This is a genomic window from Streptomyces sp. NPDC048338 (assembly GCF_043201055.1).
Taxonomy (GTDB): Bacteria; Actinomycetota; Actinomycetes; order Streptomycetales; family Streptomycetaceae; genus Streptomyces.
On record NZ_JBICYQ010000013.1, the window covers coordinates 275,646 to 297,365 of the forward strand.

A 21,720-nucleotide genomic window follows, 5' to 3' on the forward strand; every position below is an offset into this window, starting at 1 on the left:
ACGGACCGGGGAACCTCAGGGCGCGCAAAGGAACAGCACTGTGACCGGGCCAACTCCAGCCGCCCCTTTTCGGCCACTCTCAGGGGCCGTTCGACGGATTTCGCGCCCGGAACGGTTCGCCTTTCAACGAGAGTCGGCGGAGCGAGCCGTGGTCCGGAGCGGGTGACCGTGCGGTGGGCGAACGTGCGGTGGGCGAACGGGCGGTGCGCGAACGGGCGGTGCGCGTCACCGGGTCGCGCGGTAGGCCTTCACCGCCTGGTCGTAGATCTCGGACACCTTGTCCCGTGCGTTCTCCGGTCCGATCACCTGGACGACGTGATACCGGCCGCGCTCGATCAGAGCGAGGTTGCGGACGAACACCTCGCGTCCCGTGCTGTCCTGCCACGTGAACTGCCCGACGGCCATGGCCTGGCGGCCGACGTCGATACGACGCAGCCCGGAGGCGCTGGACCAGGACGAATCCCGCCAGGGCTGCAGCTCGCGCTCCCTGGTCCGCTGATAGGCCATCGGATCGGAGCCACCGGCCTGCACCGTGTCCCGCCCCGGCACCACGATCAGAGTGAACTCACCGCCGGTGTAGCGGACTTGCCCGGCGTCGTTGATCGGGCTCCGCCGCCAGCCGGAGGCCACCCCGACCTGGAAGCCCTCGGGGTCCGTGCGCAGTGTGTAACCGGCGGCGAGGTCGGCGGCCGGCGTCCCGGACGTGGGCGTCGCCTTGGTCGGGGCGGTCTTCCCCGGGGAGGGCTTCACCGAGGTGCCGGCCGAAGGGGGCGCGGACCGCCCGGTGGAGCCGCCGCCGGGCGCCTGGGAGCCCTGACCGGCGGGCCGGTCGCCCTCCGCGCCCTGCCGGGGCATGAACAGGACGGCGTACGCGAAGGCGCCCACGAGCAGCAGGAGGATCAGCAGCAGGAGATTGCGGCCGAGGGAGCGCGGGGCCCGGGTGTCCCGGCCCGTCCGCGGGGCGCGCGAGGCGCGCTGCGGCAGCTCCTCGTGGAACTCCTCCTGCCGGAACGAATGACGCTCGTCATGGCGTACGGCCCCGCCGCGCGCGCTCTCGTGACGTGCGCTCCCGCGGCCGGTGTTCTCGTGCGCCCGGCGGGGCTCCTTGCCCTTCCGGTGGCGATGGCGCCCGCCGGCCGCGGCCCCGCGCCGTCGGCGGACCAGTTCGCCGCGGCGGCGCACGACGGGAAGCCGCGCGGCGTCCTCGGACGGGAGCGGCACCATGCCGGTGCCCGCCTCCGGCTCCGGGGCCGACCGGACGAGGGAGCGCAGCCAGCCGCGCAGCTCCTCGAAGTCGGGGCGCTCCGTGGGGTCCTGCCGCAGCAGGGACTCGACGACCGGGCGCAGCGCTCCGCACTCCTCGGCGAAGGCCGGTGGCTCGGCGCAGACCAGCTGGACCAGCTCGGCGGCGCTGTCCTCGGGGTACGGGGCGTGGCCCTGGACGGCCCGGTACAGCAGCGCGCCGAGCGCCCACAGGTCGGTGGCGGGGCCGATGGGCGGGGCGAGCCGCCAGTTCTCATGGACCGGCCCGGCCTGTTCGGGTGCCCAGCGCTCGGTCACGGCGCCGACGACGGCGATCCGGGCCTGGCGGGCGCGCTCGGCGGCGAGCCGGGTGGTGGGACCGCGGTATTCCGGGGCTGGGCCGACGCCCTCGCCGGACCCGTCCCAGCCTCCGCCGGCCGGTACGGGCACCGGCTCCGGCTCGCGGGGGGCCGGCGGACGGGACGCGGCGGTGTAGCCCGCCGGCAGGGCGGGGCGGCCGGAACCGGGCAGGACCGGTCCGCCGCCCGCGGAGACCGGGCCGGCGCCGTCGCGCGAGGCGTGCGGACCGTCGCTCCAGCTGCCGGTGAGCAGCGCGCGCGGCGGACCGTCGCCGTCGGTGCCGCGCCGGGGCGGGTAGTCGTCGTCCGCGTCGTCGCCGTCGTCCTCGTCCTCCAGTGCCTGGGACCACCACTGCGGCTCGGGCCCGAGCCGCTGGGCGGGCGCCGGAGGCGGTGGGGAGACCGGCGGAGGCGAGGGCGCGGGCGGGGCCGGGGGGAGTTCGGCGGGCGGAGCCGGGGGTTCGCCGGGCAGCTGGCGCTGCACGGGCAGCTGACCGGTCTCCCCGATGCGCGCCGCGGCGCGGGCGCCGGCCCGGTAGGCGGCGATGGCGCCCGCACGGGCCGCCCGGACGTCCACGGCCGGACTGAGGCCTGCGGCTCCGGTAGCCCCGGCGACGCCCGGCGATCCCGGTGACGCCGGGGCCTGGGAGGTCTCCGAGGGCGCTCCGGGCAGCGCGGGCCGGGCAGACGTGACCGGGTCGATCCCCTCCGGCGCGCGTGCGCCGGGGACCGCGACCTCGGGGACGGCTGCTCCGGGTGCGGTGCCGTGCCGCGATCCGGGATCGCCGGCGTCCGTGGGCCGGTAGGCGGCTTCGCCGCCGTACGCCTGCTCTTCCTCCTCGGGCACCGGCACCGGGGCGTATCCGCACAGCGCCTCCTCGGCCGCGCCCGCCGCGAGCCCGGTGAGCACCACCCGTCCGTCGTCGCAGACGAGCACCGTGCGGGTGGTGATGTTGCGGTGGGTCCAGCCGTGGGCGTGCAGGGCGCGCAGGGCCGTGAGCACATCGGAACCGATCTCCGCGGCCCGGTAGGGGCTCAGCGGACGCTCGGCGAGCAGTGCGGCGAGCGGCCGGGCCGCCACGAGTTCACTGACTATCCACAGCGAACCCCCTTCGGCGAAGACGTCGAAGACCTGGTCGAGGCGCGGATGGTCGGGGATCCGGGCGGCGGCCTGCGCGGCCTCGACGGCCCGCCGGACGGCGGGGTCGGCCGGACGCCGGGTCGCCCGGCCCTGGGACCGCTGCGGGGTGAAGCCGCGGCCGTCGTCGTCGAGGAACTCCGCGTCGACGACCTCGGGCAACGGCACCTGGCGGACCAGTACCTCCTGGCCGCTGTAGGTGTCGAAGGCGCGCGTCTGGACGAGTTCGTGCGCGTCCGAGGGTGGCAGCGGCAGGCGATAGCGGTCGGCGAGCACCCTTCCCGCGTAGTCCTCCACGACGCCTCCCACCGAGCGCGCTGTCCCCCGTACCTCACGCGTCCCCGGGATCGCAGGGATCCCGACGACCGCGCAAAGCCGTCAATTCCGGTCCGGACCGTTGCAGTTGACGGCTCTGTTCGACTGCGTACGGTCCAAGACCTCTCACGATACGTGGCGTCGGTCAGTCCTTGGGGCTGAACGTGGCGAACGCCGTCTCCCGCAGCGTCCTGCACTCCGCCGCGTCCCACTGGTCGGCCTTGCAGCTGATCATGATCGAGTAGCCGTGCTTCGCGTCGACCTTGAAACCGCGGTTCAGGACCCGGACGCGCATGTCGCTCTGGTTCCGCTCGAACTCCCAGTCGGCGACCGTCGGATAGCCCTTGTACGAGACGGGCTTGATGCCGATGTGCCGGTAGCCGCTGCTGGTCGCGGCGACTCCGAGCTGGGCGGCCCGCCAGGCGCTCGCCGCGTCGTCCTTGGGGCTGGCGTTGAAATCCACCTGGACGCGTGGGAAGCCGCCGTTCGCGCTGAATATCCCGCCGGAGTCCTGGCCCGCTATGCCCGTCATCCGGAAGGAGGCGGGCATCGCCATGGTGAAGTGGAAGCGGTCGTTCGTCACCATGGTGTACCCGGCGGGCAGCTGCGTGCCGCCCGCCCCCGGCCCGCCGGTGCTGGGCTTACCGGACGGCGTGCCGCTCTGCCCGGCGCTGCCGCCCGGCTGCTCGCCGCCCTGCCGGCCGGGGTCGTTCGCACCCTGCCCCTTGTCCTGGCCGTCACCGCCGCCGCCGTCGGTGTTCCCGGCCGTCGTGCCGGCGGAGGTCACCTTGTCCCCGGTGCCCTTGCCGCCGCCCTGGTTCGCCTTGTCGTCGCCGTTCAGCGAGACGGCCAGGATGGTGCCGAGCAGGGCGAGGACCACGACCGCGGCGATGATGATCAGCGTGCGGCGGGGTACGACGTCGGTGATCGACGCCTTCGCGGGCGTGGGCCTGTTCCCGCCCTGCGCGGACGCGGTGCGGGGCCCCTGTTCGGACCTGGCCGTCGCGGCGGCCGCCGCGTTGCGCACGGACTTCAGGGCGCCGCGCATCCGCTCGGCCGCCGCGTCCGCGGTCTCCTTCGCCTTCGGCTTCGAGGTGGACCTCGCGGGGCGGACCGGCGGTGTCGGGGGCAGCGGCGGCAACGGTACGACGCGGGTGGCCTCGGGCGACGGCTCCGGCTCGACGGCCGTCACGGGCGCGTCGAGCACCGCCCGCAGCAGCACCCGCGCGCCCGCGTCGTCGAGACGCTGGTCGGGGTCCTTCGCGAGCAGGCCGTAGATGACCTGCTCCAGCAGGGGGCCGGCGTTCTTCGGCGGCTCGACCGGCTCGGTCATCACCGCGGTGAGGGTCGCGATCGCGGAACCCTTGTCGTACGGCGGGCTTCCCTCGACGCTCGCGTACAGCAGTCCGCCCAGCGACCACATGTCGGCGGCCGGCCCGGGCTTGTGGCCACGGGCCCGCTCGGGCGAGATGTACGAGGGGGCGCCGACGAGCATGCCGGTGGACGTGATCGAGGGGTCGCCCTCCACCTGGGCGATGCCGAAGTCGGTGAGCACCACCCGGCCGTCCTCGGCGATGAGCACGTTCGACGGCTTCACGTCGCGGTGCAGGATGCCCTCACGGTGCGCGGAACGCAGCACGTCGAGGATCGCCAGGCCCACCTCGGCCGCGCGGTGCGGAGTCAGGGTGCCGTCCTCGCGCACGGCGTCGGCGAGGGACTTGCCCTCGATGAGCTCCATGACGATCCACGGCCGGTCGTCCTCGTCGACGACGTCGTAGACCGTCACCGCGCCGTTGTTGCGGATCCTGGCGATGGCCTTCGCCTCGCGCAGGGTCCGGGTGATGAGGCGTCGCTTCTCGTCCTCGTCGATGCTGTTGGGGAAGCGGAGCTCCTTGACGGCGACGGTACGCCCGAGCGTCTCGTCGACGGCGCGCCACACGGTGCCCATGCCGCCGCGGCCGAGCACGGGTCCGATCCGGTACCGCCCGGCGAGGAGGCTTCCCTCGGCGGTGACGGCCGCACCGGAACGCGCCGGCTTCGTGGCACGGCCGCCGGCCGCGGGCTTCCGGAGCACCGGGGCCCCGGCTCCGGCCGCGTCGCCATCCGGCGCCGCGGAGGAACCGTCCTGGCCCGCCCTGCTCGCGGCGGACCCGGAGACCGCCTTGCCTTCGGTACCGTCGGCGGCCTTCGCCCCGACCGAACCGGACCCGGCCGGAGCCTTGTCCGCGGGCGCCTCGCCCGCGGGCATCGTGCCGACAGGCGCCTCGTCCGCGGGCATCGTGCCGGCCGGATCGACTCCCGCCGCTCCGGCGGCCGTGCCCGACACGGCGTCAGCCGACGTCCCGTCCTTCGGCGTCGGCGCGTCGCCGGCCGTCGGCCCTGGCACCTCGGCCTGCCCGGCGCCTGTCCGCCGACCTCCTTCCGACGCACCGTCCGTACCGGCCCCGGTCTTCGCCCGTGCCTCGGACTCCCCATCCTCCCGCGCGTCACGCGCGGCCGGAATCACACCCCGGTCGCCGTCGGTTCCGGCACCCACACCGGCGTCCCGCCGAGGGTCCCGCGCCGTGTCCCGCGACTGCTCCGCCTCCGACATGCGTCCCCTCTGCGATCCCTGATCTTCGCCCGCGTCTGCCGCTTCCCGCGCGATGCGGTAACCCGCCCTGGAAGAGAGCCCATTGTCTCTCACCCCGGGACCCATGCTGCTCCCGGGTCCGCACTCCGAGAGGACGGCCTCGGCGGAAAAGCACTCCCACCATGCCACCCGACGCCAGACCACCCCCTTCAGGTTCCCCACCCGCCTCCACGGGATCGCACGACTGTCCGCCCACAGGTCGCCTCAGCGACCGATTTCCCCTGCTTCTACCCGAAGAATCCTCGGAGCAACGTCCCCGAAGCCCTCGGACAGCCGTCCCGCCCCCTCACCCGTACAACCGCCGGCAACCCTTCCCCCGACCCACGTCGGGTGGCCGAAAACGATCGCCTCCGACGCGATGACCGATCGACCTGACGGAATCCCCTGCCGTGCCGGCCGGAAGCCGTCGGAGCGGCACCCCCGAGACCGCCGGAGACCGGGCCGGGGTCGTCCGGAGCGTGCCCGAGGCGCCTCCGGAGCCGGCCGGAGGTACGCCAGGGGCCGCCAAGGACGGCCGCCGGCACGCCCCCGGACGTACGGTCAGATCGGCACGATGTCCGGCGCGCCCAGCCGCGCCGCGTCGGCCGTCAGGTCGTCGGGCTGCCGCTGCGACTCGCGCTCCGCCTCCACCCGCTTCTCGTAGTGCTCGACCTCCTTCTCGATCTGGTGCGCGTCCCAGCCCAGGACGGGTGCCATCAGTTCCGCGCAGTCCCGTGCGCTGCGCGTGCCCCGGTCGAAGGTCTCGATCGAGATCCGGGTCCGCCGGGTCAGGACGTCGTCCAGATGCCTGGCCCCTTCGTGGGAGGCGGCGTAGACGATCTCGGCCCGCAGGTAGTCGTCGGCGGCCGCCAGCGGTTCGCCGAGTCCCGGATCGGCGGCGATCAGTTCGAGGACCTCCTCGGCCATCGATCCGTACCGGTTGAGCAGGTGCTCGACGCGCACGACGTGGAGTCCGGTGCGCGCGGCGGTCCTCGCCCGTGCGTTCCACAGGGCCCGGTAACCCTCGGCGCCGAGGAGCGGGACGTCCTCGGTGACGCAGGGCGCGACCCGCTGGTCGAGCCCGTGCACGGCCTCGTCCACGGCGTCCTTGGCCATCACGCGATAGGTGGTGTACTTGCCGCCGGCCACGACGACCAGGCCGGGTGCCGGGTGGGCGACGGTGTGCTCCCGCGAGAGCTTGCTGGTGGCGTCGGACTCGCCGGCCAGCAGCGGCCGCAGTCCCGCGTAGACCCCCTGGACGTCGTCCCGGCCGAGCGGGACGGCCAGCACGCTGTTCACATGCTCCAGCAGGTAGTCGATGTCGGCGCTGGACGCGGCCGGATGGGCCTTGTCCAGGTCCCAGTCGGTGTCCGTGGTGCCCACGATCCAGTGCCTGCCCCACGGGATCACGAACAGGACGGACTTCTCGGTCCGCAGGATCAGTCCGGTGGTGGAGTGGATCCGGTCCTTCGGCACCACCAGGTGGATGCCCTTCGACGCCCTGACGTGGAACTGCCCCCTCTCCCCGATGAGCGCCTGGGTGTCGTCCGTCCACACCCCGGTCGCGTTCACGATCTGCTTGGCACGGATCTCGTACTCGCCGCCGGTCTCCACGTCCTGGACCCGGGCCCCCACCACCCGCTCCCCCTCACGCAGGAAGCCGACGACCCGCGCCCGGCTGGCGACCTTCGCCCCGTAGGCCGCAGCGGTGCGCACCAGCGTGGCGACGAACCGGGCGTCGTCCATCTGGGCGTCGTAGTACTGCATCGCCCCGACCAGGGCGTCCTTCCGGAGGCAGGGCGCCACGCGCAGGGCGCCCTTGCGGGAGAGGTGCCGGTGCACGGGGAGGCCGCGGCCGTGGCCCGACGACACCGACATCGCGTCGTAGAGCGCGACTCCCGCACCGGCGTAGAAACGCTCCCAGCCCTTGTGCTGCAGGGGATAGAGGAAGGGCACCGGCTTCACCAGATGGGGTGCGAGCCGCTCCAGCAGCAGCCCGCGCTCCTTCAGCGCCTCCCGGACCAGCGCGAAGTCCAGCATCTCCAGATAGCGCAGCCCGCCGTGGATGAGCTTGCTCGACCGGCTGGACGTGCCCGACGCCCAGTCCCGGGCCTCGACCAGGCCGGTCGACAGTCCTCTCGTGACCGCGTCGAGGGCCGTGCCGGCGCCGACCACGCCGGCTCCCACGACGAGCACGTCGAGTTCGCGCTCGGCCATCGTCACGAGCGCTTCGGTGCGCTCGGCGGGTCCCAGTGTCGCTGTCCTCACTGCTGCCTCCCGTCGTCCCCCCGTGTGGTCGGGCTCACAGACTCGATTCTGTCCCGACCCTCCGACTTCAGCCACTGCCTGTGGATAACACTCGGCGACCTTCGACTCGACAATGCCGCATATCGGTCATATTTACGCCTAGTCTGACATTGCATTCGCCCCGTTCTGTCCACAGGGCTTGCGCACCTCGTCCCCTCCGGCTACTGGGAAGGACGGCCCACCTTCATGCCCGCTGATCTCGCCGTCATCGGCCTCGGCCACCTCGGACTGCCCCTCGCCCAGGCCGCCGTCGCCGCCGGCGTCGACACCATCGGCTACGACACCGATCCCCGCCCCGTCGCCGAACTCGCAGCCGGCCGGCCGCCGGTCGACGGATCGCTCACGGCCTCGGAGATCCGTCGGATGCTCTCGGGGGGCTTCCGCCCCACCACCAACCCCGCCGAACTCGGCCGGGTCCGTACGGCCGTCATCTGCGCCCCGACCCCGCTCGGCCCCGACCGCACCCTCGACCTGACCGCCGTCACGGACGCCGCCCGCGCCCTCGCCGCCCGGCTGCGCCCGCACACCACGGTCCTGCTGGAGTCCCCCGTCCACCCGGGCACCACCGAGGGCCTGCTCCGCGACCTGCTCGAAGAGGGCTCCGGCCTGCGCGCCGGGCTGGACTTCCACCTCGCGTACTCACCCGGCCGGCTCGACCCCGGCAACCGCACCCACGGATTCGCCGGCACGCCCAAGGTCATCGGCGGCCTCACCCCCGCCTGCACCGAGTCCGCCGCCGCCTTCTACGGCCGTCTCACCGACAAGGTGGTCCGCGCCCGCGGCCCGCGCGAGGCGGAGACCGTCAAACTCCTCGAGACCAACTTCCGCCACGTCAACATCGCCCTGGTCAACGAGATGTCGGTGCTCTGCCACGAGCTCGGCGTCGACCTGTGGGACGTCATCCGCTGCGCCGAGACCAAGCCCTTCGGCTTCCACGCCTTCCGCCCCGGCCCGGGCGTCGGCGGTCACGGAGTCGCCGTCGACACCATCGGCACCCACCGGCCGCTGCGCATGGTCGAACTGGCCGGCCAGGTCAACGAACGCATGCCGCAGTACGTCGTCCAGCGCTGCGCCACCCTGCTCAACGAGCACGGGAAGTCCGCCCGCGGCGCACGGGTGCTCCTCCTGGGAACCACCTACAAGCCCGACCTCGCCGACCGCGAGGGCTCCCCGGCCGACGAGATCGCCCGCCGGCTGATGGACCTCGGCGCCGTGGTCAGCTACCACGACCCGCACGTCCCGGACTGGCGCGTGCGCGACCTGCCGGTCCCGCGCGCGGACTCGCTCTACGAGGCAGCCGCCCACGCCGACCTGACCGTGCTGCTCCAGCACCACCGCACGTACGACCTCCAGGGGCTCGCGGTGAAGGCCCAACTCCTCCTGGACACCCGGGGAGCGACGCCCGCGGGGGCGGCCCACCGCCTCTGAGAATCCCGCCGCCGGCTGTCGGAACGGGCTGCTAGTCTCCGGTCCTCTTTGGTCGCACGTCCGTGCGCAACCGTCCCTGGGGGGATCCAGCAGATGAGCCAGTCCGTTCCGCCGTCCGGCAACCCGTTCGCCGAGGGTGCGCAGCAGCCCCCGTACCCGGCCGAGCCCGCGCCCGCGCCGGCGCCGGTCCGCAACAACCTGGGGCTCGGCCTGGTGGCCGCCCTCGTGGCCGCCCTGGTCGCGGGCGGCGTCTACGGCGGCATCGCCGGCGCGATCGACCGGGAGATCGGCTGGGCCGCCATCGGCGTCGGCTTCCTCGTCGGCTTCGCGTCCGGCAAGGTCGGCGGCTCCCACCCGGTCCTGCCCGTCGCCAGCGCGGCGCTCTCGCTCGGCGCCGTCTACGTCGGCCAGCTGCTGGCCATCGCGATCATCATCGGCAAGGAGCTCAAGGTCTCCGCGACGGACGTCCTCTTCGAGAACTTCGACGTGGTGACGCAGGTCTGGGGTGAGAGCAAGGACCTCATGACCTTCCTGTTCTTCGCCCTGGCCGCCTTCGCGGCCTTCTCGGGGGCCAAGAAGTCCGCCGAGTAGCAGCCCGCACTCACGGAAGGGGCCCCGCACCGGTCGGTGCGGGGCCCCTCCTGTGTGCGGATCCGGGTCAGCGCTTGTGCTGGGAGTCCGCGACGGTGACCTCGACGCGCTGGAACTCCTTGAGCTCGCTGTAGCCCGTCGTCGCCATCGCCCGGCGGAGCGCGCCGAAGAAGTTCATCGAACCGTCCGGGATGTGCGAGGGACCCGCGAGGATCTCCTCCGTCGTCCCGACGATGCCCAGGTCCACCAGCTTGCCGCGCGGCACGTCCTCGTGGACGGCCTCCATGCCCCAGTGGTGTCCCTTGCCCGGCGCGTCCGTCGCGCGGGCCAGCGGGGAGCCCATCATGACGGCGTCGGCACCGCAGGCGATCGCCTTGGGCAGGTCGCCGGACCAGCCCACGCCGCCGTCGGCGATGACGTGCACGTACCGGCCGCCGGACTCGTCCATGTAGTCGCGGCGGGCCGCGGCGACGTCGGCGACCGCGGTCGCCATCGGGACCTGGATCCCGAGGACGTTGCGCGTGGTGTGCGCCGCGCCGCCGCCGAAGCCGACCAGGACACCCGCGGCGCCGGTGCGCATCAGGTGCAGGGCCGCGGTGTACGTGGCACAGCCGCCGACGATGACCGGGACGTCGAGCTCGTAGATGAACTGCTTGAGGTTCAGCGGCTCGGCCGCGCCCGAGACGTGCTCGGCGGAGACGGTCGTGCCGCGGATGACGAAGATGTCCACGCCCGCGTCCACGACGGCCTTGGAGAACTGCGCGGTGCGCTGCGGGGAGAGTGCCGCGGCGGTGACCACACCGGAGTCGCGCACCTCCTTGATGCGCTGGCCGATCAGCTCTTCCTTGATCGGTGCGGCGTAGATCTCCTGCAGACGGCGGGTGGCGGTCTCCTCGTCCATCTCCGCGATCTCGTCGAGGAGCGGCTGCGGGTCCTCGTACCGGGTCCACAGGCCCTCGAGGTTGAGGACGCCCAGTCCGCCCAGCTCGCCGATACGGATGGCGGTCTGCGGCGACACGACCGAGTCCATCGGGGCGGCCAGGAAGGGGAGCTCGAAGCGGTAGGCGTCGATCTGCCAGGCGATCGAGACCTCCTTCGGGTCCCGGGTGCGCCGGCTCGGTACGACGGCGATGTCGTCGAACGCGTACGCCCTGCGGCCGCGCTTGCCGCGCCCGATCTCGATCTCAGTCACGATGTGTGGCCTTTCCCTCTACGTCTGCGCGTACCAGTATCCCCGACACAAGCGTGAGGGGCGGTTCCGGTCACATGCCGGAACCGCCCCCACGCGTCGCGCTCTGTTACTTCCTGCTGTAGTTCGGCGCCTCGACCGTCATCTGGATGTCGTGCGGGTGGCTCTCCTTGAGACCCGCCGACGTGATCCGGACGAATCGGCCGTTCGCCTGAAGGTCCGGCACCGTGCGGCCGCCGACGTAGAACATCGACTGGCGCAGACCGCCCACGAGCTGGTGGACGACGGCGGACAGCGGACCGCGGTACGGCACCTGGCCCTCGATGCCCTCGGGCACGAGCTTCTCGTCGGAGGCGACACCCTCCTGGAAGTAGCGGTCCTTCGAGAAGGAGCGCTGCTCGCCGCGGGACTGCATGGCGCCCAGCGAGCCCATGCCCCGGTACGACTTGAACTGCTTGCCGTTGATGAAGAGCAGCTCGCCCGGGGACTCCTCGCAGCCGGCCAGCAGCGAACCGAGCATCACCGTGTCCGCGCCGGCGACGAGCGCCTTGGCGATGTCGCCGGAGTACTGGAGGCCGCCGTCACCGATGACCGGGACGCCGGCCGCCTTGGCGGCGAGGGATGCCTCGTAGATCGCGGTGACCTGCGGGACGCCGATGCCGGCCACGACACGGGTGGTACAGATGGAGCCGGGGCCGACGCCGACCTTGATGCCGTCGACACCGGCGTCGATCAGCGCCTGGGCGCCGTCGCGGGTCGCGATGTTGCCGCCGATGACGTCGACGGCGGAGTTCGACTTGATCTTGGCGACCATGTCGCCGACCAGGCGGGAGTGGCCGTGCGCGGTGTCGACGACGATGAAGTCGACGCCCGCCTCGATCAGGGCCTGGGCGCGCTCGTACGCGTCACCGGCGACACCGACGGCCGCGCCGACGAGCAGGCGGCCTTCCTTGTCCTTGGCGGCGTTCGGGTACTTCTCGGCCTTGACGAAGTCCTTGACCGTGATGAGGCCCTTGAGCAGACCGGACTCGTCGACGAGCGGGAGCTTCTCGATCTTGTGGCGGCGCAGCAGCTCCATGGCGTCCACGCCGGAGATGCCGACCTTGCCCGTGACCAGCGGCATCGGGGTCATGACCTCGCGCACCTGGCGGCTGCGGTCCGACTCGAAGGCCATGTCGCGGTTGGTGACGATGCCGAGCAGCTTGCCCGCCGGGTCGGTCACCGGGACACCGCTGATGCGGAACTTGGCGCAGATCGCGTCGGCCTCGGCCAGCGTCGCGTCCGGGTGCACCGTGATCGGGTCCGTGACCATGCCGGACTCGGAGCGCTTCACCAGGTCGACCTGGTTGGCCTGGTCGGCGATGGAGAGGTTGCGGTGCAGGACACCCACGCCACCCTGCCGCGCCATGGCGATCGCCATGCGGGCCTCGGTGACCTTGTCCATCGCCGCGGACAGCAGCGGGATGTTCACCCGCACGTTCCGGGAGATGTACGAGGAGGTGTCGATCTGGTCGGGCGCCATGTCGGACGCGCCGGGCAGCAGCAGCACGTCGTCGTAGGTCAGCCCGAGTGTCGCGAATTTCTCGGGCACTCCGTCGACGTTGACAGTCATGACACCTTCCCCAAACGGCCTTGATCGGTGCGGATGTCCATGCTAACGGGCTCGGACGGTGTCTCATTCCACGATCAAGATCACCGCGAAGCTTTGTACGTTCATACGTGTACGTGAGGGCCACCGCTCCTCGGCAACCCTTACGGCCCGGCAGGGCGGGGCGGCCTACTGCTCGGCCAGGGCCCTCAGCCGGCTGAGCGCCCGGTGCTGGGCCACCCGCACCGCTCCCGGCGACATCCCGAGCATCTGCCCGGTCTCCTCGGCCGTCAGGCCGACCGCCACCCGCAGCACGAGGAGCTCGCGCTGGTTCTCCGGCAGGTTGGCGAGGAGCTTCTTGGCCCACTCGGCGTCGTCACTGAGGAGCGCGCGCTCCTCGGGGCCGAGCGAGTCGTCGGGGCGTTCCGGCATCTCGTCGGAGGGCACCGCCGTCGACCCCGGGTGCCGCATCGCGGCCCGCTGCAGGTCGGCGACCTTGTGCCCGGCGATGGCGAAGACGAAGGCCTCGAACGGCCTGCCGGTGTCCTTGTAGCGCGGGAGCGCCATGAGGACGGCGACACAGACCTCCTGTGCGAGGTCCTCGACGAAGTGGCGGGCGTCACCGGGCAACCGGTTCAGCCGCGTGCGGCAGTAGCGCAGGGCGAGCGGGTGCACGCGCGCGAGAAGATCGTGCGTGGCCTGCTGGTCACCCTCGACGGCACGGTGGACGAGCGCACCGATCTCCCCTGGCCCTACGGGCATGGGGGACCCCATGGTCTCGTCGTCGCGCATCGCTCCATGGTGCCTTGACGCCTCGGCGTCCGTGGCACCGCGTCCATAGTTGTGCACCGAAGCGTTATGAGTAGGTGCGCCGGAACTCATCTCCTGCGCCCTCCCCTCCCGCTCGATCGACTCGTCCCCGAGGAACTCCACATCTCAAGGATGCGTCATCCCGCGCGTTAGTGACACAAGCTGCTCCGCCGCAGAGGCGAAAGCCGGCGCGAGCGGGGTCCTCGGACTCCGCCCCGCCCGCCGAAGCGGACGGGGATGCGACCGGCGTCCTCACCGCTCGGCCCTGGCGTCCGAGTCCCGCCTGGCTCCACTGCGACGACGGGGCATGGGTCCGGGCGGGGACCTAGCGGACGAGACCCCACCGGAAGCCGAGCGCCACCGCGTGCGCCCTGTCCGACGCGCCGAGCTTCTTGAACAGGCGTCGCGCGTGGGTCTTGACGGTGTCCTCGGAGAGGAAGAGCTCGCGCCCGATCTCCGCGTTGGACCGCCCGTGGCTCATGCCTTCGAGCACCTGGATCTCACGCGCGGTGAGGGTGGGCGCCGCGCCCATCTCGGCCGAACGCAGCCGGCGCGGGGCGAGTCGCCACGTCGGGTCGGCGAGGGCCTGGGTGACCGTGGCCCGCAACTCGGCGCGCGAGGCGTCCTTGTGCAGGTAGCCACGGGCACCGGCGGCGACCGCGAGTGCGACGCCGTCCAGGTCCTCGGCGACGGTGAGCATGATGATGCGGGCGCCGGGGTCCGCGGAGAGCAGCCGGCGGACGGTCTCCACGCCGCCCAGACCGGGCATGCGTACGTCCATCAGAATCAGGTCCGAGCGATCCGCACCCCAGCGGCGGAGGACTTCCTCGCCGTTGGCCGCGGTGGTCACGCGCTCCACGCCGGGCACGGTCGCGACCGCGCGGCGAAGCGCCTCTCGGGCAAGCGGGGAGTCGTCGCAGACGAGGACGGATGTCATGGCCGCCCTCCGCAGCTGATGCGCGTCACCTAGAGCCTCCAGGGCTGGTACGTATCGTCACCTGTGCGGTTGACGCTCTCGGACATTTGCCCGAGCGCTTGTTCCTTCAACCGCCTCCGCACTCTCAACGACGGTCACTCGAAAGAGTTACGGGTCGGACGGTCGCCTTCGGCACTCTACGTGAGGGGGCGATCGCAGAGGAGAGCGTCGCAGGTCAACCCGCCCTTCACTGGAAGCTATGCCCCATTTAGCGGGTTTTCTTCCCTTTTGGTGGTGTCTGTGGCTAGATTCGCAATGAGTCATATTTACATCTACTTAGACAGTAGTTGTACGGTCGGGTCGAACCCACGGTCGTGGGTACACGCGACCCGTGGGGGGAGAAGGGCCCCCGCGCATCAGCCGCAACCCGCCCACCTATCCGTTCGACAACGGTTTCAAGGGGACAAGCGCAATGGCAGATTTCTCCCGCCTTCCCGGACCCAACGCCGATCTGTGGGACTGGCAGCTGCTTGCGGCCTGCCGCGGAGTCGACAGTTCTCTGTTCTTCCACCCCGAGGGAGAGCGCGGCGCGGCACGGAGTGCGCGTGAGAACTCGGCGAAAGAGGTCTGCATGCGGTGCCCGGTACGCGCCGAGTGCGCGGCACACGCATTGGCCGTACGCGAGCCCTACGGCGTATGGGGCGGCCTCACCGAGGACGAACGCGAAGAGCTCATGGGTCGAGCGCGCAATCGCCTGATCACGGCGTCCAGCACGGCATCGGCATCACGTTCGGCAGGCGTGGGGCGCACCTGAAGGAACGTTTCTTCAGCAGAGTCGACCCGATCGACGGGGCCGGGCCCGCATCCCGCCCGGCCCCGCGGAGCCGCACCGCACGCGGCCCGGGGGCGTGCGGCGCGCCGGGGGCCGGTGCGTGCCGGTCCGGTGTGCGGTCCGGTTCGATCGCCCGGCCCGAGGTCTCGACGTCTCCGAGGCCCTCGACGCTCAGGGGCGCGCGGACGCGCGGGTCAGCTCGGCCAGGGTCGCGGCGACCGCCGGGACCTGCGCCAGGTCGGGCAGGGTCAGGGCCACGATCTCCCGCTGCACGGCCGGCTCCACCGACACCACCTTCGCCCCTCGGGGGCGCACCGACTCGATCGCGAGCGTCGGCAGGACCGCCACGCCCAGACCGGCGCCGACCAGGCCCACCACGGCGGGGTAGTCGTCGGTGGCGAAGTCGATGCGCGGGGTGAAGCCCGCCTCCTCGCAGACGTCGACCAACTGCCTGCGGCAGCGAGGGCAGCCCGCGATCCAGGACTCGTCGGCCAGCTCCGCGATGCCCACCGACTCCGCCTCGGCCAGCCGGTGCCCTTCCGGCACCAGACCCACCAACCGGTCGGCGAGCAGCGGACGGACCACCAGGTCGTCCCACTCGCCCGGGCCCGCTCCGTAACGGAAGGCGAGGGCCACGTCGCAGTCGCCCTCCCGCAGCATCTCGACCGAGCGCGGCGGCTCGGCCTCCACCAGGGAGACCCGCGTGCCGGGGTGCGCCGCACGCAGGGCGGCGAGGGCGGTGGGCACGAGGGTGGAGCTGCCGCTGGGGAACGAGACCAGCCGGACGCGGCCGGCGCGCAGACCGGCGATCGCGGCCACCTCCTCCTCCGCCGCGGTGAGGCCCGCGAGGATCCCCGAGGCGTGCCGGACGAGGGCCTCGCCGGCCTGGGTGAGGCGCATCTCGCGGCCGGTGCGGATCAGCAGCGGGGTGCCGGAGGAGGATTCGAGCGCCTTCATCTGCTGGCTCACCGCGGGCTGGGTGCAGCCGAGTTCGCGGGCGGCGGCGGAGAAGGAGCCGGTCGCGGCGACGGCGCGCAGGACGCGGAGATGACGAGCCTCGATCATGTGTCGAGCATAAGGGAGTCTTGGGCTTTGCGCCGCATACTGATTCATCACTTTGAGTTCTTTCGCCTAGGGTGCCCCTCATGAAGCTGCTGAGCGTGAACGCCGGACGGGCCAGGGCCGCGGACTACACCGACTCCCCCACCGGGATGACCGGCATCGACAAGCGCCCCGTGGAGGGACCGGTGCGGATCTCGGCGCCGGGGGCGGACGGGGCCGGTGCGAGCGGTGTCGCCGGGGACGCCGTGTGCGACCTGCGGTTCCACGGCGGCGCCGACCGCGCCGTCTACGCCTTCGCCCGTGAGGACATGGACCGTTGGGAGCGCGATCTGGAGCGCCCCCTGGCGAACGGGTGCTTCGGCGAGAACCTCACCACCGTCGGTCTCGACGTGAACGGGGCGCTGATCGGCGAGCGCTGGCAGGTCGGCCCGCAGGTGGTCCTCGAGGTGACCGGGGGCCGCATCCCCTGCCGTACCTTCGCGGGCTTCCTCGGCGAGCGGGGCTGGGTGCGGCGCTTCACGCAGTCGACGGCCGGGCCGGGCGCGCTGCTGCGGGTGATCGAACCCGGTGAACTGACGGCGGGCGACCCGGTGACGGTCGTCCACCGGCCCGCGCACGACATCACGGTCTCGCTGCTGCACCGCGCCGCGACGACCGAGCGGTCGCTGCTGCCCGGGACGCTGGTGGCGGCGGAATGGATGGAGTCGGGGTTGCTGGACCTCGCCCGTACGTACACGGAGAAGTACGGCACCACCGGAGGCTGACGCTCCGCGGTCCGCGCCTCGGGGAGACCCCTGAGGCGCGGATCGGGGTCGGTTCGGGGGCGGTCCAGGGATCTCCCCCGATGTGTGCGCCGACCGCCGGACGGGACGCTGTCCGCATGTCTCGGCTCAAGCGGGTCCTCATCGTGCTCGGGTCGGCCGTCGCGGTCTTCGTCGCGGCGGTCGGCGGTCTCTTCCTGTGGCTGTACACGGACGCCGAGGCGTCCACGGTCGGCTCGACGGAGTTCACGAACGAGCTCGCCATACCCCCGCTCGCGAAGTCGGTCGTGCGGGCGGACGGGACCCGGGTCTTCGACCTCACGATGCGGGCGGGCGAGAAGGAGTTCCGGCCCGGGAAGCGGACGCCCACGTGGGGCTTCGACGGGGACCACCTGGGGCCGACGCTCCGTGCCGAGCGCGGGGAGAAGGTCGCCGTGCGGGTCGCGAACAGGCTCGACGAGGCGTCGACCGTCCACTGGCACGGGATGCACCTGCCCGCGCGGATGGACGGCGGCCCGCACCAGATGGTGGCGCCGGGCGCCACGTGGACCCCGAACTGGACGGTGGACCAGCCCGCCGCCACGCTCTGGTACCACCCGCATCCGCACGGGGCGACCGAGAAGCACGTCCAGCGCGGCCTGGCCGGGATGTTCCTGCTCGACGACGCCCGTTCGAAGACGCCGGCGCTGCCCCGCCGTTACGGCGTCGACGATCTGCCGGTGATCGTCCAGGACGTGAAGTTCGACGGGGCGGCCTTCGACCACGGTCACGGGCTGATGGCGAGCGTCGGCTTCCTCGGCGACCGGACCATGGTCAACGGGACGCTCGCGCCGTACCGGGAGACGGCGGACGAGCGGGTACGGCTGCGCCTCCTGAACGCCTCCACGGCGCGGGTCTACACCTTCGGCTTCGACGACGACCGACGGTTCGCCCTGGTGGGGACCGACGGGGGTCTCCTCGAGAAGCCCGCGGAGCTGAACCGGATACGGCTCTCGCCGGGCGAGCGGGCGGAGATCGTGGTGACCATGCGCCCGGGTGAGCGGACGGTGCTGCGGTCCTACCCCCTCGACGCCGGACTGGACTTCTGGAACCAGCGGTTCAGCGGTGGCGACGACTCCTTCGACGTGTTGCAGCTGCGGGCGGCGAAGACCCTGCGTCCCTCGCCCGAGGTGCCGGCACGGCTGGGACTGCCGGAGGTACCGGACGGCGAGGACGCGGTGCGCGGGCGCCACTTCGATCTGCGGCGCTCGGGGATCAACGGCAGGCCGATGGAGATGGACCGAATAGACGAGACCGTCACCCGGGGGACGACGGAGACCTGGACGGTGCGCAACGTGGACGGGATGCCGCACAACTTCCACGTGCACGACGTGCAGTTCCGGATCCTGGAGGTGAACGGCGAGCAGCCGCCCCCTGCTCTGCGCGGCGCCAAGGACACGGTGTTCGTCCCCTCGGGTACGACGGTGAGGCTCGCGATGCGCTTCGACGGTCCGGCCGATCCCGATACGCCGTACATGTACCACTGCCATCTGCTGGCCCATGAGGACGACGGGATGATGGGGCAGTTCGTGGTGGTGGAGAAGGGCCAGGGGCCGGGCAAGGTGCGTACGCCGGGCGTCCACGCGGGGCACTAACGTGCCGCGTATGACGACTGCACTGATTACGGGCGCGACGGCGGGCATCGGCGCCGCCTTCGCGCGGAAGCTGGCGGCCGAGGGCCACGACGTGGTGCTCGTGGCACGCGATGTGAAGAGGCTGCGGGAGCAGGCGACCGAGCTGCACGACCGGCACGGGGTCGAGGCCGAGGTCCTGGCGGCGGACCTGTCGGAGGAGAAGGGGATCGCGGCGGTGGAGGCCCGGCTCTCCGATCCGCGGCAGCCGGTGGACCTGCTGGTGAACAACGCCGGCTTCGGCAACAAGGGCCGGTTCCTGGAAGTGTCCATGGCCGACGAGCTGAAGATGCTCACGGTGCACTGCGAGGCGGTGCTGCGGCTGACGTCGGCGGCGGCCGAGTCGATGCGCACCAGGGGCCGGGGCGGAGTGGTGAACGTGGCGTCGGTGGCCGCGTTCGTACCGCGGGGCACGTACGGCGCCTCGAAGGCGTGGGTGGTGCAGTTCACCCAGGGCGCCGCACGGGATCTGGCGGGCACCGGGGTGCGGTTGATGGCGCTGTGCCCGGGGTTCGTCCGGACGGAGTTCCACGAGCGGGCCGGGATGGGGACGGAGAACATCCCCGGCTGGATGTGGCTCGACGCGGACAAGCTGGTGGCCACGGCGCTGGCGGATCTGGCGCGCGGCAAGACGCTGTCCATCCCCGATCCCCGCTACAAGGCGCTGATGGGTGTGGTGAAGCTGGCCCCTCGCGGTCTGCTCGGAGGGGTCTCCTCCAAGGCAGGCCGCACGTACGGACCGAAGTGAGCCGATGATCCGGTCGGTCGAGACCCGCCGGGGCGACGCCCGGCCCTTCGTGGGCCCCCGATGGTGGGGGGCGACGTCGCCGACACGTCGTTCCCGAACCGGTCCCTGCCGCCGTTGTCGGTGATCACGGCACCGGCGGACAGGAGCTCAGGTGCGGGCGGACACCGTCGCGTTCGGTGCCGGGGCGGGGGACGCGAGCGGGAGGGCCGGGGCACCTCCCCGGGCGGCGGCCAGGGCGAGGGCGGGCGTCCTGCGGTGTCTCAGGGATCCTCCGGATCGAGGGAGAGACGGGCGGTGGTTCCGTTCTGCCAGATCACGTGCACGGTGCGGCCGGTGACCCGGACGGTCGCGAGGGTGCTGACGGGCGCGGGGGCGGCTTCGGCCGTCAGGGAGGCCAGGGCGACGAAGAGGGTCTCGGTGCCGTGGGTGGTGCCGTGCAGGGCCTCGGTGCCGCTGTCCGGTCCCTGGAGGGTGGCGCCGCCGTCGAGGGCGGCGGGTCCGGCGGCCGGCGGATAGCCGTGGACCGGGTGGAGTTGGGCGGTCGGCCCACCGGGAGGGGTGGCCCAGCCGGTCTGGCGGACGGGGGTGTCCTCGGGGGCGCCCAGGACGAGGTGGGCGCGGACCTCGGCGCGGCCGTGGGCCAGCGTCGCGGAGACGATCCGGATGCCGGGGAGGGGGGTGTGCAGGGAGGCGGCCCAGCCGGGACCGGTGCCTCGGGGGGCGGCCGGACCGCGCGGGGTGAGCCGGCCCTCGACGACCAGGCCGAAGTGGTTGTCCGCGGGTGCCGGAGCAGCGGTGGGGCCGGTGCGGGTGGAGTAGGCGGAGCGGGCGTAGCCGGCGTCGTCCGTTCCCGCGGCGTCGCCGGAGACGTGGTTGCTGCCGTGGTTGTGGAGGCGGACGAGTCCGTCGGTCGCGGTCGACTGGATGAGCAGGCCGGCCGGGACGACGGCACGGACGGTGTCGGCCCGTTCGGCGGGGAGCGGTTCCTCGGGGTCGGTCCACGCGGGGTGGCCGGCGGGAAGGAGGAGGCCGAGGAAGCCCTTGGAGGCCCAGTAGGGCGATCCGGGGCCGGAGTAGTCCTGGACGATCGGCGGATGGGGGCCGTGCCAGCCGAGGGTGAGCAGCCCGTTGTGGTCGGTGGCGCCGCGGTCGAGGAAGTAGCGCAGGGTGCCGGAGGCGAGGCGGCGGGTGGCGCCGGGGCGGAGCGGGGTGTGGCCGGTGAGCGTGCCGAGCCAGGGGGCGGCGGCCGCGGCGAAGCGGTAGGTCAGGGACCGGCCGTGGGGAAGCGGGGCGCCGTTGGCGTCGAAGAGGTGGACGTAGTCGTCGAGTTGGGCGCGGAGTCGGGGGCCGTAGCGGTCGAGGAGGTCCCGGTCGCCGGAGAGGTGGGCGTGCAGGACGGGGTAGAAGTGCAGGGCCCAGGCGTTGTAGTGGTCGAAGGCGCGGTTGTCGCCGTCGCTGTACCAGCCCTGGCCGAGGTACCACCGGTCGATGCGGGCGAGGGAGCGCTCGATGGTGGCGGCGGCACGTTCGGTCTCGATCCCCGCCTCCTGGAGGAAGCCGGCGACGGTGAGGCCGAAGAGCCACCAGTTGTTGTCGACGGGCGACGGTTCGAGGGCGGGCAGCAGCCAGTCGACCGTGCGCTGCCGGGTGCGGTCGTCGAGGGTGTCCCAGAGCCAGGGGCGGGTGAGCCGTAGCCCGAGGGCCACGGAGGCGGATTCGACGATCGCCTGGCGCACGTCGGTCGTCAGGGGCCAGGCGTCGGGGCCGTCGAGGGCCTCCGTGCCCGAGCGGCCCACGTCGGCGGCCTCGGTGCCGGCGGCGAGGCCCTCGGCGTAGCGGGCCAGATGGCCGTGCGGGTCGCCGCCGTGGGCACCGGCGACGCGGAAGGCGGCGAGGAGGAAGGTGCGGGCGTACCCCTCCAGGCCGTCGGAGCGGACGCCGGACCAGCTGGGGCGGGGGCCGGGGAGGTCGATCAGGCCGCCGCGGGGCGAGGCGTAGGGGCGTACGGCCAGCAGGAGTCGGTCGGCCGTCGTCTCCCAGTGCGCACGGGTCCAGCCGGTGTACGGGCTGAGCTCACGGTTCTCGGGCGGCGTGGGCATGATGCTCCCTGAGGCGGACAGCGGCGTCGCCCGGAATCATGAACACGCTTCGAT

15 protein-coding genes are annotated in these 21,720 nt (G+C 72.6%); 6 read left to right on the plus strand and 9 right to left on the minus strand.

The window, feature by feature from the left end:
• Positions 1-225 precede the first annotated feature (225 nt).
• The 3 genes from ACGFZF_RS28835 to ACGFZF_RS28845 all read right to left on the minus strand — a co-directional run bounded on the left by ACGFZF_RS28835 (position 226) and on the right by ACGFZF_RS28845 (position 7,933).
• Positions 226-3,036, minus strand: coding sequence for a protein kinase (locus ACGFZF_RS28835; RefSeq protein WP_393558817.1), 2,811 nt, complete (start codon positions 3,034-3,036; stop codon positions 226-228).
• 163 nt (positions 3,037-3,199) lie between these two features.
• Complete coding sequence (locus ACGFZF_RS28840) at positions 3,200-5,380, minus strand: serine/threonine-protein kinase (protein WP_393558820.1); 2,181 nt, start codon at positions 5,378-5,380, stop codon at positions 3,200-3,202.
• 846 nt (positions 5,381-6,226) lie between these two features.
• Complete coding sequence (locus ACGFZF_RS28845) at positions 6,227-7,933, minus strand: glycerol-3-phosphate dehydrogenase/oxidase (RefSeq protein WP_393558822.1); 1,707 nt, start codon at positions 7,931-7,933, stop codon at positions 6,227-6,229.
• A 225-nt stretch (positions 7,934-8,158) separates the two neighbouring features.
• Here ACGFZF_RS28845 and ACGFZF_RS28850 point away from each other — a divergent pair, with 225 nt between their 5' ends.
• Together ACGFZF_RS28850 and ACGFZF_RS28855 are read left to right on the plus strand one after the other, a co-directional pair.
• A complete protein-coding gene (locus ACGFZF_RS28850) occupies positions 8,159-9,400 on the plus strand; it encodes a nucleotide sugar dehydrogenase (protein ID WP_393558824.1) in 1,242 nt (413 codons plus the stop codon).
• A gap of 93 nt (positions 9,401-9,493) precedes the next feature.
• Positions 9,494-9,991, plus strand: coding sequence for a hypothetical protein (locus tag ACGFZF_RS28855; protein WP_393558826.1), 498 nt, complete (start codon positions 9,494-9,496; stop codon positions 9,989-9,991).
• Between the two features lie 67 nt (positions 9,992-10,058).
• Here ACGFZF_RS28855 and ACGFZF_RS28860 read toward each other — a convergent pair whose 3' ends face one another.
• The 4 genes from ACGFZF_RS28860 to ACGFZF_RS28875 form a co-directional block, all read right to left on the minus strand.
• Entirely contained in the window at positions 10,059-11,183 is a 1,125-nt protein-coding gene (locus ACGFZF_RS28860) for a GuaB3 family IMP dehydrogenase-related protein (RefSeq protein WP_327374646.1), read from the minus strand.
• A gap of 106 nt (positions 11,184-11,289) precedes the next feature.
• On the minus strand, positions 11,290-12,792 hold the full coding sequence (guaB, locus tag ACGFZF_RS28865) for an IMP dehydrogenase (protein ID WP_393558828.1): 1,503 nt from the start codon (positions 12,790-12,792) through the stop codon (positions 11,290-11,292).
• A gap of 165 nt (positions 12,793-12,957) precedes the next feature.
• Positions 12,958-13,560: a sigma-70 family RNA polymerase sigma factor gene (locus ACGFZF_RS28870; protein ID WP_315986617.1), complete on the minus strand. Its 603-nt coding sequence runs from the start codon at positions 13,558-13,560 to the stop codon at positions 12,958-12,960.
• A gap of 343 nt (positions 13,561-13,903) precedes the next feature.
• Positions 13,904-14,515 carry a response regulator transcription factor gene (locus tag ACGFZF_RS28875; protein WP_003948568.1) on the minus strand — a complete coding sequence of 204 codons (612 nt, stop codon included), beginning with the start codon at positions 14,513-14,515 and terminating at the stop codon, positions 13,904-13,906.
• A gap of 451 nt (positions 14,516-14,966) precedes the next feature.
• Between ACGFZF_RS28875 and ACGFZF_RS28880 the strand changes: the two genes are divergently transcribed.
• The gene (locus tag ACGFZF_RS28880; RefSeq protein WP_393558831.1) at positions 14,967-15,308 is read left to right on the plus strand and encodes a WhiB family transcriptional regulator; all 342 of its coding nucleotides are present in this window, start codon (positions 14,967-14,969) and stop codon (positions 15,306-15,308) included.
• 189 nt (positions 15,309-15,497) lie between these two features.
• Here ACGFZF_RS28880 and ACGFZF_RS28885 read toward each other — a convergent pair whose 3' ends face one another.
• Positions 15,498-16,391, minus strand: coding sequence for a LysR family transcriptional regulator (locus tag ACGFZF_RS28885; protein WP_356599559.1), 894 nt, complete (start codon positions 16,389-16,391; stop codon positions 15,498-15,500).
• A gap of 80 nt (positions 16,392-16,471) precedes the next feature.
• On the opposite strand from ACGFZF_RS28885, the gene ACGFZF_RS28890 reads away from it, so the two are divergent.
• From ACGFZF_RS28890 to ACGFZF_RS28900, 3 genes are all read left to right on the plus strand, one after another.
• A complete protein-coding gene (locus tag ACGFZF_RS28890; RefSeq protein WP_356599561.1) occupies positions 16,472-17,152 on the plus strand; it encodes an MOSC domain-containing protein in 681 nt (226 codons plus the stop codon).
• A gap of 116 nt (positions 17,153-17,268) precedes the next feature.
• On the plus strand, positions 17,269-18,783 hold the full coding sequence (locus ACGFZF_RS28895) for a multicopper oxidase family protein (protein WP_393558834.1): 1,515 nt from the start codon (positions 17,269-17,271) through the stop codon (positions 18,781-18,783).
• A 10-nt stretch (positions 18,784-18,793) separates the two neighbouring features.
• Complete coding sequence (locus tag ACGFZF_RS28900; RefSeq protein WP_393558836.1) at positions 18,794-19,567, plus strand: SDR family NAD(P)-dependent oxidoreductase; 774 nt, start codon at positions 18,794-18,796, stop codon at positions 19,565-19,567.
• A gap of 260 nt (positions 19,568-19,827) precedes the next feature.
• Here the strand turns inward: ACGFZF_RS28900 and ACGFZF_RS28905 are convergent, their stop codons facing one another.
• The gene (locus ACGFZF_RS28905) at positions 19,828-21,666 is read right to left on the minus strand and encodes a DUF2264 domain-containing protein (RefSeq protein WP_393558838.1); all 1,839 of its coding nucleotides are present in this window, start codon (positions 21,664-21,666) and stop codon (positions 19,828-19,830) included.
• Positions 21,667-21,720 lie beyond the last annotated feature (54 nt).